This window comes from Methanothermobacter tenebrarum (assembly GCF_023167465.1).
GTDB classification, from domain to species: Archaea; Methanobacteriota; Methanobacteria; order Methanobacteriales; family DSM-23052; genus Methanothermobacter_A; species Methanothermobacter_A tenebrarum.
The window spans coordinates 724,688-738,291 of the sequence record NZ_AP025698.1 but is presented as its reverse complement, the minus strand read 5'-3'; the positions used below and the strand labels follow the sequence as shown (position 1 = coordinate 738,291).

General features: G+C 43.0%; 16 protein-coding genes. 12 read left to right on the top strand and 4 right to left on the bottom strand.

Features of this window, described 5'->3' with window-relative positions; genetic code table 11:
- Nucleotides 1–3 precede the first annotated feature (3 nt).
- Entirely contained in the window at nt 4–1,548 is a 1,545-nt protein-coding gene (pheS, locus tag MTTB_RS04100; protein WP_248563774.1) for a phenylalanine--tRNA ligase subunit alpha, read from the top strand.
- On the opposite strand, the gene MTTB_RS04095 is transcribed toward pheS, so the two are convergent.
- Both MTTB_RS04095 and MTTB_RS04090 read right to left on the bottom strand, forming a co-directional pair.
- Nucleotides 1,543–2,004, bottom strand: coding sequence for a hypothetical protein (locus tag MTTB_RS04095; RefSeq protein ID WP_248565230.1), 462 nt, complete (start codon nt 2,002–2,004; stop codon nt 1,543–1,545). The genes pheS and MTTB_RS04095 overlap by 6 nt on opposite strands.
- 16 nt (nt 2,005–2,020) lie before the next feature.
- On the bottom strand, nt 2,021–2,410 hold the full coding sequence (locus MTTB_RS04090) for a CBS domain-containing protein (protein ID WP_248565229.1): 390 nt from the start codon (nt 2,408–2,410) through the stop codon (nt 2,021–2,023).
- 405 nt (nt 2,411–2,815) lie between these two features.
- On the opposite strand from MTTB_RS04090, the gene nikR reads away from it, so the two are divergent.
- Genes nikR through MTTB_RS04045 form a run of 9 tightly spaced genes read left to right on the top strand, consistent with a single transcriptional unit; the run spans nt 2,816 to nt 10,124 of the window.
- A complete protein-coding gene (nikR, locus tag MTTB_RS04085; RefSeq protein WP_248565228.1) occupies nt 2,816–3,238 on the top strand; it encodes a nickel-responsive transcriptional regulator NikR in 423 nt (140 codons plus the stop codon).
- On the top strand, nt 3,235–4,023 hold the full coding sequence (locus MTTB_RS04080) for a methyltransferase domain-containing protein (RefSeq protein ID WP_248565227.1): 789 nt from the start codon (nt 3,235–3,237) through the stop codon (nt 4,021–4,023). The genes nikR and MTTB_RS04080 overlap by 4 nt, the downstream gene beginning before the upstream one ends.
- Nucleotides 4,001–4,471 (top strand): hydrogenase maturation peptidase HycI, encoded by a 471-nt coding sequence (gene hycI, locus MTTB_RS04075; RefSeq protein ID WP_248565226.1) that lies wholly within the window; start codon nt 4,001–4,003, stop codon nt 4,469–4,471. The genes MTTB_RS04080 and hycI overlap by 23 nt, the downstream gene beginning before the upstream one ends.
- A 5-nt stretch (nt 4,472–4,476) precedes the next feature.
- A complete protein-coding gene (gene ddl, locus MTTB_RS04070) occupies nt 4,477–5,571 on the top strand; it encodes a pseudomurein biosynthesis D-Ala-D-Ala ligase (RefSeq protein WP_248565225.1) in 1,095 nt (364 codons plus the stop codon).
- Nucleotides 5,568–6,641, top strand: a complete 1,074-nt coding sequence (gene mraY / locus MTTB_RS04065) for a pseudomurein biosynthesis MraY family phospho-N-acetylmuramoyl-pentapeptide-transferase (protein ID WP_248565224.1) — start codon at nt 5,568–5,570, stop codon at nt 6,639–6,641. Before ddl ends, mraY begins: the two co-directional genes overlap by 4 nt.
- 10 nt (nt 6,642–6,651) lie before the next feature.
- Complete coding sequence (gene murE, locus MTTB_RS04060; protein WP_248565223.1) at nt 6,652–8,085, top strand: pseudomurein biosynthesis peptide ligase pMurE; 1,434 nt, start codon at nt 6,652–6,654, stop codon at nt 8,083–8,085.
- Nucleotides 8,079–8,501 (top strand): Mfer763 family protein, encoded by a 423-nt coding sequence (locus tag MTTB_RS04055; protein WP_248565222.1) that lies wholly within the window; start codon nt 8,079–8,081, stop codon nt 8,499–8,501. Before murE ends, MTTB_RS04055 begins: the two co-directional genes overlap by 7 nt.
- Nucleotides 8,498–9,754: an Mfer764 family protein gene (locus MTTB_RS04050; protein ID WP_428343373.1), complete on the top strand. Its 1,257-nt coding sequence runs from the start codon at nt 8,498–8,500 to the stop codon at nt 9,752–9,754. The genes MTTB_RS04055 and MTTB_RS04050 overlap by 4 nt, the downstream gene beginning before the upstream one ends.
- Nucleotides 9,755–9,767: 13 nt before the next feature.
- Nucleotides 9,768–10,124 carry a DUF356 domain-containing protein gene (locus MTTB_RS04045; RefSeq protein ID WP_248565221.1) on the top strand — a complete coding sequence of 119 codons (357 nt, stop codon included), beginning with the start codon at nt 9,768–9,770 and terminating at the stop codon, nt 10,122–10,124.
- On the opposite strand, the gene MTTB_RS04040 is transcribed toward MTTB_RS04045, so the two are convergent.
- Entirely contained in the window at nt 10,121–10,576 is a 456-nt protein-coding gene (locus MTTB_RS04040) for a multiprotein bridging factor aMBF1 (RefSeq protein WP_248565220.1), read from the bottom strand. The genes MTTB_RS04045 and MTTB_RS04040 overlap by 4 nt on opposite strands.
- 333 nt (nt 10,577–10,909) lie before the next feature.
- Between MTTB_RS04040 and MTTB_RS04035 the strand changes: the two genes are divergently transcribed.
- On the top strand, nt 10,910–12,142 hold the full coding sequence (locus MTTB_RS04035; protein WP_248565219.1) for a proteasome-activating nucleotidase: 1,233 nt from the start codon (nt 10,910–10,912) through the stop codon (nt 12,140–12,142).
- A 69-nt stretch (nt 12,143–12,211) separates the two neighbouring features.
- On the opposite strand, the gene MTTB_RS04030 is transcribed toward MTTB_RS04035, so the two are convergent.
- Nucleotides 12,212–12,934 (bottom strand): UPF0280 family protein, encoded by a 723-nt coding sequence (locus tag MTTB_RS04030; RefSeq protein ID WP_248565218.1) that lies wholly within the window; start codon nt 12,932–12,934, stop codon nt 12,212–12,214.
- A gap of 49 nt (nt 12,935–12,983) precedes the next feature.
- Here MTTB_RS04030 and MTTB_RS04025 point away from each other — a divergent pair, with 49 nt between their 5' ends.
- Complete coding sequence (locus MTTB_RS04025; RefSeq protein ID WP_248565217.1) at nt 12,984–13,580, top strand: PH domain-containing protein; 597 nt, start codon at nt 12,984–12,986, stop codon at nt 13,578–13,580.
- Nucleotides 13,581–13,604: the final 24 nt, after the last annotated feature.

Sequence of the window (13,604 nt, the reverse complement as noted above, 5' to 3'; positions counted from 1 at the left end):
CCTATGATGGACGTTGAACGCATAATCGACGAACTACACCTATACGAAAAGAAGGTTCTAAAAGCCCTGGAAAAACTTGAACCACCAGTAAGCCCAGATGATATTGTGAAATCGCAGAATATGGATATAAAAGCGGTTATGAGCGCCATAGGATCGCTAGAATCTAAGGGACTTGTAAGTGTCCATAAGAGCGTGGACAAACTACTCAAACCCACCAGGACAGGTAGAGAATATGCGACAAAGGGCCTGCCAGAGAGGCGAATACTCCAACTACTCTCAAAGGAGGGTCCATTAAAGGTATCTGATATCATGGAAAAAAGTGGCCTAGACAAGACAGAAGCCAAGGTAGGTATAGGCTGGCTGATGAGGAAAAAATGGGCCACCATCAAAGACAACATCCTCAGGATAACATCAGAGGGTGAAAAATCACTAGAGAGGTTAGGATTCGATGAAATACTATTACAGAAACTTGCAGAAAAGGGCCGAATAAGAGTATCATCCCTATCAGATGAACTAAAAGAAGCATTCAAACTACTCAACCAGAGAAAGGGACTCTTAGAGGTGAAAAAGGTTAAAGAACATAGAATTAGTTTAACAGATAAGGGTAGGGCCATCCTAGAGCGGGGATTCGAGATACGCGAAGAGGCCACGCAATTGACCCATGAGGATCTCAAAACTGGAAGATGGAGGAAACTATACTATAGGGGATATGACATCCACGCAGAGTATCCAATAATCTTCCCAGGGAAAATGCACCCATTAAAGCGTATAATAGAAGAGATCAGGGACATATTCCTTAAGATGGGTTTCACAGAAGCTAGGGGTCCTATAATAGAATCTGCATTCTGGAACTTTGACTGTCTCTTCCAACCCCAGGATCATGCTGCCAGGGAAATGCAGGACACATTCTATGTTAAAAACCCCCCTGAGACTAAATTGCCGAGTGAAAGTTTAGTTGATAAGGTTAGGACGGTCCATGAGTGTGGTGGATTGACTGGTTCAGAGGGTTGGCAATACAAATGGGATGTTGAAATCGCGAAAAAGAGTGTGTTGAGGACTCATACAACCTGTGTATCTGCACGTTTCCTCCTTGAGAACAAACCACCCCTTAAGATGTTCTCAGTTGGTAGGGTTTTCAGGAGGGAGACCATAACCTATAAGCATCTCCCAGAATTCCACCAGGTTGAGGGTATAGTCGCAGCCGAGAATGTTACATTCAAGAACCTCTTGGGGATTCTCAGAGAATTTTATAGGAGGTTAGGATTCAAGGTAAGGTTCAGACCAGCATACTTCCCCTACACTTACCTGTCAACTGAGTGTGAAATTTATCTCCCTGAAAAGGAGACTTGGATAGAACTTGGGGGGGCTGGGATGTTCAGGCCAGAAGTTCTGGAACCACTCCAGGTTGAAACTCCTGTAGCGGCCTTTGGCCTTGGCATAGAAAGGTTGGCGATGATAAGGTTGGGCATAGAGGATATAAGGATGTTGTATCAGAGCAACCTTGGATGGCTTAGAAGTTTACCGGTATGCCATAGGGGGAGATCATAGTAGCTTGTAGTATTCACCATCTTTTCTTTTGATCTTTTTTAGGATTTTTTTATTTTCTAGTGAGAGTAGGAGCCTATACATTTGGAGGTTGTCTAATTTTAATTTGCCATAGAGTAGGTTCCCTTCGAGGGTGTACCTTGGGATCAGACCATCCTCTGCCAATTTTTTGATGATTTTTATAGCCTCTTTTTCTAGTTGGTTTAATTCTTCGATTTTAACCTCCTTTTTGTTTTCAACTACCTTGATTTGGTCTTTGACCTCTTGGGGTTTTATTTTACCATTTTCGCGTATTATAAGATTCTTTGATTGTAGATTATCGAGTATCTCATGGTAGTCGTGTTCTGATATGTCTACTTTCATCTTAATTATCTTCTCTGGTATCCCATCTATGAATTCTGGTTTAAGATCCTTTATCTCCTCGTATATGATCTTCTCCTTCCTGGTTATTATTATCATGGTGTTCCACCATGGTCTATATGGGGACTAGGATACCAGCGGCTACTAATCTGCAAATATCTGTTTTTGTTATTACACCAACAGCTTTCTCATCCTCTACTACGAGGAGACCCGAAACATCAGCCCTTAGCATGAGATTCGCAGCATCTTCAATATCATCCTTGGCAGATATTGTGATAACATCTGTGACCATGATATCCTCTACTTTTAGTCTCTTTTCAGGTTTCCTGTATCCTAGTACTCCTACAAGGTCGGTGTATGATACCACGCCCACTGGTTTTCCATCCTCATCTAATACGAAGAGTCTTCTGATACCATGTTTGTACATTTTCTCAAAGGCTTCAATTGGCTCTGTTTCAGGGCTTATTGTTATAACCTCTGGGTTCATGGCCTCTTTAACTTTCATCTTTAACACCTGCTGGAGACCCTTTCCTCAAGGGTGGGTTTCTCACCTCCCTGGCTTAAATACTTGGGGGGCTTTTGTGTGGGGGCTCTTGGAGGTTAGGCTATCGTCAATCGTTGAATTTGTGGGGGTCGATTCAGATAAGATCAACTTGTAGGCTCTTTTCCAATCATTGGGGGTGGTTGACTTATATACGTGTCATGGGGGGTTTTTGCGTCTTTTTATCTTCTCTTGTTTATGGGTTATGGTAGTGGGCTATCCAATTTTTGGAGCCCCTTATGAGAGTATTTTTTGATAATCAAATTATTTTATTGGGGGTGATAAATTTTGTGTGTCTTGAAACTTTAAATATTATGTTAGATTATTAATATAATATCTTAATATGAATTTAGAGGAGGGGTAATAGTTATGATGCGTATAAGCATGTCATTACCAAAGGATTTGCTTAACGAATTTGATGAGGTATTACGTGATAGGGGCTACCAGTCAAGGTCTAAGGGTATAAGGGATGCTATAAAGGATTATATAGTCCGTTACCAGTGGATGAAGGAGATGGAAGGAGAGAGGGTGGGTGTGATCGCAGTAATCTATGATCATCACTATACTGGTGTCATGGAAGATCTTGCGGACATACAACATGCCTACCGCGAATATATAAGTGCTGTTATGCACGTGCACATGACAGAAAGGCACTGCCTCGAAGTCATAGTGGTTAAGGGGGATGTTGAAAAAATCCGTGAACTGACAGAGAAGATGATGAGACTTAAGGGAGTTGAACATGTGAGACTGATAAGCACATCCACGGGCAAGGACATAGAACATGAAAAATGAGATTCTTTGTGACAGCGTATCATCACAATCTCCTAAGGGACTATGAAAGACTTTCAGGTTTTTACGAGGCTATAAAAGAACATGCACATGGTATAGTCTATGATATAGGTGCCGGGAGCGGGATCCTATCCTACTTCGCGGCACCCTATTCTAAAACTGTTTTTGCAATAGAAAAAGATGAAAAGATAGCATCATACGCCTCCAGGAACCTTGAGGGTCTCCCAAATGTCAGGGTGGTTAACAGGGATGTTCTCTTATATGATTTCCCCTTCCAAGCCGATACCATAATCTGTGAAATGTTAGACACAGCCCTCATAGATGAAGAACAAGTACCCGTGGTAAACAAGTGCCTGGAACACTTAAAAGAAGACGGGCGGATAATACCCTATGGTGTCATCAACGGGGCTGAAGCGATAGAGATGGACTCAGAGACGATCAGATACGATGAAAACTACCAATACAAGACCAGGGGGAGTCTAACAATCTATGATATCATAAAATTCAATAAAAGAGTAGATGAAAAATTTAAAAAAACATTCAAGGTCCCGGCAAATGGTAGGATCAACGGATTAAAAATAACCACATTCACACTACTAACAGAGAATATCATAGCAGGTCCCACAGAGATGATGAACCCACCACTGCTTATACCATTGGAAGAAATCAAACAGGAAAATTACATGATAAAGGTCACCCTATCCTATAAAATGGGAGGAGGACTCAACACAATAAAAGCCAAAATCAAAGACATAGAGGACCAACATGAATATAAAAAAAGAACTTGAAAAATTCCTCAAAGGCTATAAGAAGATCCTCATTCTCACCGTTGGAAACGAGCTAAGGGGAGATGATGGCCTAGGACCGGCCATCGCAAAAAAACTTTCAAAAAATGGAAACTTCACAGTAATAGATGGTGGCACAGTACCCGAAAACTTCACAGGGAAAATCAAAAAAGAGAACCCAACACATATCATAATTATAGATGCTGTGGAGATGGGAGCCAAACCAGGCACAATAAAAATCATAGAAAAGGATAAAATAGCCAATTACAACATATCAACCCATGCAATGCCATTATCATTCCTCATAGATTACCTCCAAGCCCATAAAAGTTACAGGATAATCCTAATAGGGATACAACCCAAGAGATTAGACTTTTCCACTAGAATATCAGAGCCCGTGAGAGAATCCATGGGAAAACTCATCTCAATCCTCAACAAGACAATCCAGTGATAATAATGAAAATATTATTCATCGGCGCCCGCCTATTCAATGATGTGGCAGATTATGCTAAAAGGATGGGGATAACCACAATACTCACAGAATCAAATCCGAAAGCCCCCAACCTGGACCTAGCAGACAAATACTACATAGTACCAAGGGGCATGGACAAACCTGCAGAAATAGCCCTCCAAGAAGACGTGGACGCGATAGTGCCGCTCATAGGCGTGGACCCGCCCCTAATCGAAGTCGCAAAGATGAAAGAAAAACTAGAAAAAGAATACAAAATACCAGTGGTAGCATCAAACATAAAAACCGTCACAGTATCCACCAACAAGAGGAAAACAAAAGAATTCTTCAAAGAAAACAATATAAAAACTCCAAGGTATCATATAATAGAGGATAAGATCCCAGAAACAAGTTACCCCACAGTCCTCAAACAAGAAAAGGGACAAGCCGGCCAAAACCTAATAATAGCAAAGGATGAAGAGAGTATAAAATCCTACCTCAAAACCTATAAAAGGGCCATAATGGAAGAGTATATCAGTGGCCACGAAATCTCAGTAGAAGTCCTAAGATGGGATGATAAAACATATCCAATAGTAGTGGTAGATAAAGGAAAAACAACAATCCAGGGGATACACCCACTCCAAAAGGTGAAAAAAGCACCAGCAAGCATCCCAGGACTGGACAATAGGAAAGTGTTGAGATTGGCCCAGAGGATAACAGAAAAACTCCAAGCAGAGGGAAACACAGACATCGACATGATATTCCACCCAAAAAGCCGAGAAATATACACCATTGAAGTCAACACAAGACCCAGCGGTACAAGATACCTATCAGCCGCCTCAACAGGAATCCACCCCCTAGAACAACTCGTTAACATGGCCATGGGCGAATGGAAACCGGAAAAACTCACCCGCAGAAAATTCCACGCACTAGAAATACCCATAGGAGAATTCGAATATGATAATCCGCCAAGAACCTTCAAGGGTGAAAATAGTTGGATACTCCACGGACCGGAAGGTCATAGGAGGATAACCATAAGATCCACCAATGAAAATAAGACCAGAGAAATCCTTAAAAAATTGAATATAAGGTTGATAAGATGATCCCAAGACTCATGGAAATCCTCATCACCACAATAATACTCTCAGTAATATTCACATTCTTTGTAAGGAAAACATTAAAGGAAGCCCAGATCACTGACAAGCCAATAGTCACAGAACATAAACATAAAACAGGAACCCCCACCATGGGCGGTTTAGGGATGCTACTGGCCATAATATCCATAACAATCCCACTGAAAGACAACCTAAACCTCGTCATAACAACACTCATAGTAGTGGCATCGGCCCTTATAGGTTTACTCGATGACCTACTCGGCCTAAGGACAAAGGAGGTTCAAAAGATCATAAAGAATATCTCCAATAGACCGGTTGAGATAGGCCGACTCATACTAAAACCTGGTGAAGAAGCCAGGGTTGCAACACCAAAGGCAAGGGCCGACTTTAGGAGACTCAAGGGAAAGGGTCTCATATCAGTGGTAGGGGAGGCTCCCATCAAATATGAGATCAGGGAACGGGACAAGATAATCGTACAGTGTCTGCCAGGGGCCTTGCTTGTGCTTTCAGGTGCTGTGACCAGCCTTGGGGGACTCCAGTTTGGGATGTTCATGATACCTGTCATAGTGTTCGGTGTGATAGGGGCTATAAACGCTGTTAATCTTATAGATGGGATGGATGGTATGGCTGCTGGTATAATGGCTATAGCATCCGCATCCTGCGCACTATTCTTATATTTAAGTTCCAAGCCGATGGAGGCTGTGCCATTCATTGTACTTGCAGGTTCAAGTTTAGGCTTTTTAGTATTCAACAGACACCCAGCATCCATATTTATGGGTGATACAGGATCATTCGCCCTCGGAGGCGGGTATGCGGCTGCAGTGATCCTAACAGACACAGTATACTTTGGTGTTTTGGCTTTAACGGTTCCTATTGTCTCTGTTATAATAAGTTTGCTTCATAGGGCCCATATAATAAGGCTCCCGGTGGAACCATTGCATCACACACTCCACTATAAGGGCTTGTCTGAGAAGAGCATAGTATTATTGTATTGGCTTGTAACATTGATTATATGTGCCATCGGCTTATATTTCAGGGCATTGTTCCCAACGGGTTAGGGCGGTTAATATGGTGCTTTCCCTTAAGGTTATAGCAGATAAAATCCAAGGAGAACTTAGAGGCCCGGATAGGAGATTTGATGGTATCTTCACCACATTAGGCCATGCCAGGGAAGGTGACATTGTCATAAGACATTGGATCGATGAGAATGGTGTGAGAATGGGCTCAGAGAAGGGTGTTTGTGCTATTATAACTGCGGATCCTCGTGGAGATGCTCTTAAATTCGCCGAAGATTTGGGAATTCCCATAATCTTAGTTGATAGGATAGAATTTGCCAATGCATTCGCCCTTAGATGGGCTATTAAAAAATTCGCCCCTGGCACGCGGAGGATTGTGGTCACGGGAACTAATGGTAAATCAACAACTACACATATGATATACCACATACTAAAGAGTTCAGGAAGGGAAACCTACACTAATACTGATTCAAAATCGGAATTTAACACTCTTATAGACCCTGTTGTCCCAGCCCAGATAGCAGGAGAAGCCAGGAGAAGAGAACTTGAATATCTGGTAATAGAAGTTTCAGAAGTCCAAGGGTGGCTTGGTAGGGTAATGGAGGATCATGCATATCTTATGACACGTGCAATAGACCCTGAGGTTGTTGTGATTACAAATGTGGCCCTTGATCATATAGGATTGGTGAATTCTATAGAGGAAGCCTGCTGGGAAGTCTCCGGGGCTGTGAGGGCTATGAATAGGGGGATTGCAGTTCTAAATTATGAAGATGAGCGTGTGAGGTCGATGGCCAACTTGAATAAGAAAGTTGAAACTTTCTTTTATGGTGAGGGGACCTCAGTATCATATAGAGAAGATGGTATTTATATTGATGATGGACTATTACTCTCAAGGGATGATTTGCCATTCCAGAGCAGACATTTCATACAGAATACCCTCGCAGCCATAGCAGCATGCATATGCCTCAAATTACCAATAGAGGATATAAGAGCCGGGGTATCATCATATAAGCCCCTGGAGAGGAGGTTTTCGATTATCCATGAGGATCCTCTTATCATTGATGATTTCGCCCATAACCCTGATGGGATAAAGGCAACGATAGAAAGTGCAGCCACCATGAATGGGAGATTATGGATAGTATGTGCCATAAGAGGCTCCCGTGGAAAAGAGATCAACACCGCAAATGCAAAGGCCCTTGCAAAAACAATAAAAGATATAGACTATAAGCTTATAGTTACTGATAGTTATGATGTGGTGGACGATCTCAACATAGTAAAGGATCATGAAAGACGAGCATTCCTTGAGATCCTCAAGGAACACGGGATAAGATACACCCATTATAGGAAACTTGAGGACGCGCTTATGGAAGCACTGAACAGAGCTTCAAAGGATGATATAATACTACTTATAGGCGCCCAGGGCATGGACCCTGCAGCAACACTACTCGAAAAAATCCTAAAAGCGGGGGTGACAGATCAATGCTAATACAAGTCAGGAGGGACACCCTACTCATATTACTAGTAGCATATATCCTTATCGTCTCAGGCAGGTTCATGACATACATTTCATATGCATCCTCAACAGCCGAACCAGAAGGCGTACCTATCTCAGGGATCATAGTCAAAGGAAATGACATAGTACCCATAGAATCCATAAGGGCGAATGTTGCAGCCGCCGGTTTCAGACAAGGAAGCTATATTAAAGGTGATATCCTAGTAACATCCAAGAGGAGCATACCATTAGACGAGGCCATATCAAATGCTGAAAAATTCGCTAAACTATCAACAATCCCAGGGACTAGCCTCACCCCTATCGTAGCCGCGGATGTTAAAGTGGATAAAAAAACTGGTATAGTAACCGTGAATGTTATCGAAGACTTTTCAGTGGTGGAAGTAAGATGAAGGGGAAAATTATCAAACTTCTCGGAATATTCCTACTTTTTAATATCCTAATGGGGAGTGCGGCCGCGACTTTAAATGTTATAGTAGTCACAGACCCCAGTGGACAGGACCCCAATGGATTCGCTGGGGGTAGTATGTCCTTTGCACAGAACATGTTCCAATCGACCTTCATATTATCCAAGGAACATCATTTCACAATCCTCTCTGGTGGTGAAGGAGAGGCTGTTCCCCGTCTCATGGCAATCGTAGACGCTATAAACATCCTTAAGAATGGTGGAACCGCCCAAGAGGCTGCTTCGGCTGCAAGCGGGTACCCTGGTATAAGGATAATGTGCGGGGGTCCTGGTAGAGGGGCGGCTGTCGGAGGATCCTTCGACGCTTATGTTGTCATTGTAGAAGATGATGGCACCATCAAGGTAACACCCTATTCTGGTGGGTTAGCTGTCCTGCCACCAGGGAAAAAGGGTGCTATAATCCATCTTAGGAACACACATGGGAATCCAATGTATGGTACGGCCTCTTCTGTCAGGAAAGAGGTGGCGATAAAAATTGGTAAGATGATACGTGATGGGTATCCTGCTACAGTGATAGTCTCTGAGGTCTTCAAGGATGTTGCAAAGAATGCTGGTGAAAAGTATGGTGGTGGTGCTGTTAATGTGGCATCTGGCGTGACCACGGGTGACATGTTCACACCAGCCAATTTGAATGAGACAGGTTATCCAATGGATCAGCCCTATGCAAAGGTCTGTCCACATTGTGGTTGGAGCGCAGGTTATCCTACTGCAGAGAATTATCAAGTTTGTCCACTGGATGGAACACCCCTTAAGACGATCTATGCCTATGATGCGCTGCGGGATGCTATAACAGTCTCAGAGAGTGCCATTTCCGTTTCAGTATATGGTAGTGATGAAGCTGGGGTTATACAAACGACACGGGAGATAGTTAAGGCTACAGTTAAAGAGGAAGGTTATAGTGAGGAGGCGATAGCCAAGGCCATAAATGATGCTATAGATAATGGCCTTATCATAGGCGTTAATTATGTGGAACCAAAGGATATAAACGTGAAGCCTGGTTCAAGGGCTGTGGGAGTCTATTACACTCCCCTGCCAGATGATAGGACAGCACCTCCAATGGATCTCCCTCTAGGTTCGGGCTTCTTTGAAATATTAGGGGACATACAAACAGCACTTGGATGCGTCCTCCTGATACTCCTATTATTCAGGAGCACCCTTATAAGCTCATTTAGAAGATAAGAGTTGATATGGGATGGCTTTAATACTTATAAGGGCCGATAATAAGAAAAAATTGCTTAATGCATTAGCGGATCTTGAAAGGCACGCAAACTTGAAAATAAGAGGGAAACCGCGCCTGGTAGATAATAGAATTGCGGATAAAATAGTATCATCAATCCTCGGAGGGGAGGTGAAAAGGAAGTCTTCCATGGCCGTTGCAGTTAATGTTGAGGAGGATGATACCACCTCCATAATGAGGATAAAGGATATACACCCACCAGCCCATGTAATAGTTGTAAGCGGTGAATATCCGGAGAATAAGCTTCTAGGGGAGCTTATCAGAGAAGCCCCAATTTTTAGGGGATATTACTCCCACAAAAGAGGATTTTAACGTTTCTTTATCCGGGCTATGTCGCCGATGGTAGCGCCCCTGAAGGATCCTGCCCTCGCTCCTGGAGTCTCTTCCTCCTCGAATTTTTCCAGTATCCTAATATTAAGGGTTTTCTCAAACTTTTTCGCAAGTTTTATATCGGGTTCCATCCTACCTGCTTCTATCCGATGAATCACAGACACCTTCTCATTCATCTTCTTGGCAAGATTCTCCCTTGACCAGCCCCTCTTCTCCCTGGCTTCCCTTATGATCCTATTATAGTCCTCCAGAACCTCATATACTGGTTCCATGGGCCTGGCGGTTCTCCTTCTAGGGGCCCTCTTAGGCTTTTCTGGTTGCCTTTGCACCTTACCGAACTTTGAACAGTCAGCGCAGACATCCATTACTGAACCTTCGATTTTCACCCTGATGGGTTTGCCCATGATCTTCTTACCGCAAATCTCGCATCTCATAGAAGATCTCCTCGATTATAATATTAGATTAGTGATATGATTTATTATTTATACTCTCCCCATATGGGGGTGGGAGAAAAAGTTTATATACTTTTTATAGAAATAATTATAATCAGTATATAAAGGAAAATTGTCCAAGGAGGCTGTAATAGCTACTTGCAGAATAATTTTCCACCAAAGATGGGAGTGTGGGGCTTGGGACGGTCCTGAAGGCCCATAGAGAGATACGCCCACATTGGGTGGATATGTTATCATTCTCAACTAGGGAAAACCCCCACACATAAGATGGGGGAGTCCTTGGGTTAAAAATTTGGATAGGAGTGTTCTAGAATCATGGAAAATAATCCACTCTACCTTTTTAAAAAAATTGAAGAACTAAAAAAGGAGATAAGAAGCCTTAAAGAGGAAAATGCCAAGATAAAAAGAAAACTCACATGGAAGATCAAAAAACTCGAAAAGGATAAGCTCTTAATCGAAAATGAAAAACTAAGACTAGACAGGGAGGTTAAATCTCTCAGGGGAGAGATAGAAAGGTTCAGGACACCTCCACTAGTTATAGCCACGGTCACAGAGGTCCTGGACGATCATAGAGTGGCCGTGAAAAGCAGTACGGGTCCTCATTTCGTTATAAGCTATTCAAGGTTCATAGACAAGAAACTCTTAGAACCGGGGGCGAGGGTGGCCCTAAACCAACAAACATTCAGCATAGTTGACGTGCTACCATCCGAGAAAGATCCAATAGTCACAGGCATGGAAGTCGAGGAAAGGCCAGAAGTCACATATGACCAGATAGGGGGCCTATCAGAACAGATAAGAGAAGTCAGGGAGACAGTAGAATTACCGTTAAGTAAACCGGAACTTTTCGAAAAAATAGGTATAGAACCCCCAAAGGGTGTTCTACTCTATGGCCCCCCAGGCACTGGCAAGACTCTCCTTGCAAAGGCGGTTGCCCATGAAACACATGCAACATTCATAAAGATAGTTGCATCAGAATTTGTCAGGAAATACATCGGTGAAGGTGCGAGGATAGTCAGGGGAGTCTTCGAATTAGCCAAGGAAAAATCTCCAAGTATAATATTCATCGACGAGATTGATGCTGTGGCGGCGAAAAGACTTAAAAGTTCAACGAGTGGGGACAGGGAAGTTCAAAGAACCCTCATGCAACTGCTGGCAGAACTTGACGGTTTCGAATCAAGGGGTGACGTAGGTATAGTTGCTGCAACGAACAGACCCGACATCCTAGACCCTGCCCTCCTAAGGCCGGGTAGATTCGACAGGTTCATAGAGGTGCCATTACCAAACGAGGAGGGGCGCAGGGAAATCCTTAAGATTCACACTGCAAACATGTCACTTGCAGATGATGTTGACATAAACCTCATCGCGAGGATGACGGATGGGGCATCAGGCGCCGACCTAAAGGCAATATGCACAGAGGCTGGTATGTTCGCCATCAGAGAAGAGAGAGAAGAAGTTACAATGAATGACTTCTTAAATGCGGTGGACAAGATAACTGGAATTGAAAAGGAGGAAGACTTCAGAAGAGAAGCAGGGGTAATGTTCGGCTAAAAGTGGATCTGTTAGCCTGTGATGAACCCTATGAGCTCTGATAGGTGATGAATGATGGGCGATCTGAGGCTAAACATCCCATAACTCTCCTATTGTCACCTTCTTATCTGTTTTCACCAGCTTTGGTATTCTCCCTATTATACCAGCGTTTTCCCCGACAACCACTAGAATCCCATGGAAATAATCCTTGAAACCTTCAGCTTTCTCCAGGGCGTTCTCCACCGCTTCATGGTCACTGGCACCATTAGCTGCGTTGGCGATTGATGTTGCAAGCGCATCAGCTATACTGGCCTGTGAAGCGAACACTGTCACAGCATCGGCCCGGCCGAAACTTATGGAATGTCCAACGGTACCAGAGGAGGTGCACACTCCCCGAGGTTTTCGACTAGCCTTTAACTGGAATCCTATCTCCCCAGAGAGGGGTGAATCACCAGCATATAATCCAATGTTAACCTTCCTATCATTTATAAGGGCTATATCCCCACCATTATCAATTATAGTATACCTTGAACCTTTATCCATAAGATAGTGGAGGGATAATTCGGAGATGGTCCCTGCGACCGCTGCCATTGGCCCCACACCCCCGATTAGACCCGCTTTCAACATCATCCTAACTATGGTGGGCCCGTCTTGGGCTGGTAATGGTTCGAGGGATGTGAGAAAATGGGGTTTGCGTCTTATATAATCTTCCAGTAGTAGTCTTTCCTTTAGTATGAAACCTGGGAGGCCGTGGTCTTTTATGTCAGTTGTGAGTTTTATCCTCGTCTCCTTAATCCTTATATTTTCCTTCATTAGAATACTATAAATATCCTCTAATTATTTATAATTTGGGTGATTGACCATGAAATCTGGTGAAAAGATCATCTATAGTACTCATCCTCGCCTATTCCTTTATTCAGGCTCCATAATCTTAAACCTTATGGTGGTTGTGATATTATTTTATCTTTTACCATTCGCTATGGAGGCTGCTGCAAGATTTGAATATTCTATAGCATCTGCTGTTAGGTTGCCACTTGTACAGATAGTAACATGGATATTCCTAATCCTCATATTAATATTGATTGTAAAGTCGATAATAGATCTCATATCCTGGAGATTTACGAAGTATATTTTAACTGACCAGCGAGTTGTCATAGAAAAGGGTTTGCTTCGGAGGGAAACTTCATACATATACTATGATAAGATAGTTGATGTGGTATTTTCCCAGAGCCTATTAGAACGTCTGGTATCGGCTGGGGATATTCAAATATTCGGAGGCCATGAACACACTCCCATAGTCTTGAAAAATGCGCCCAACCCGGAGAGGATAGATCAGCTGATAAATCAGTTAATTTCAGGAGACTATGAGACCATGACTAGGGCTTCGAGGGGGTATAGGCCCCCAGGTGGGGCTTCGGTGTTTAAAAGGCATTCAAAGAAATTCAAAAGATTAAGATAATCTCCTCATTATAGAAACAGTGGA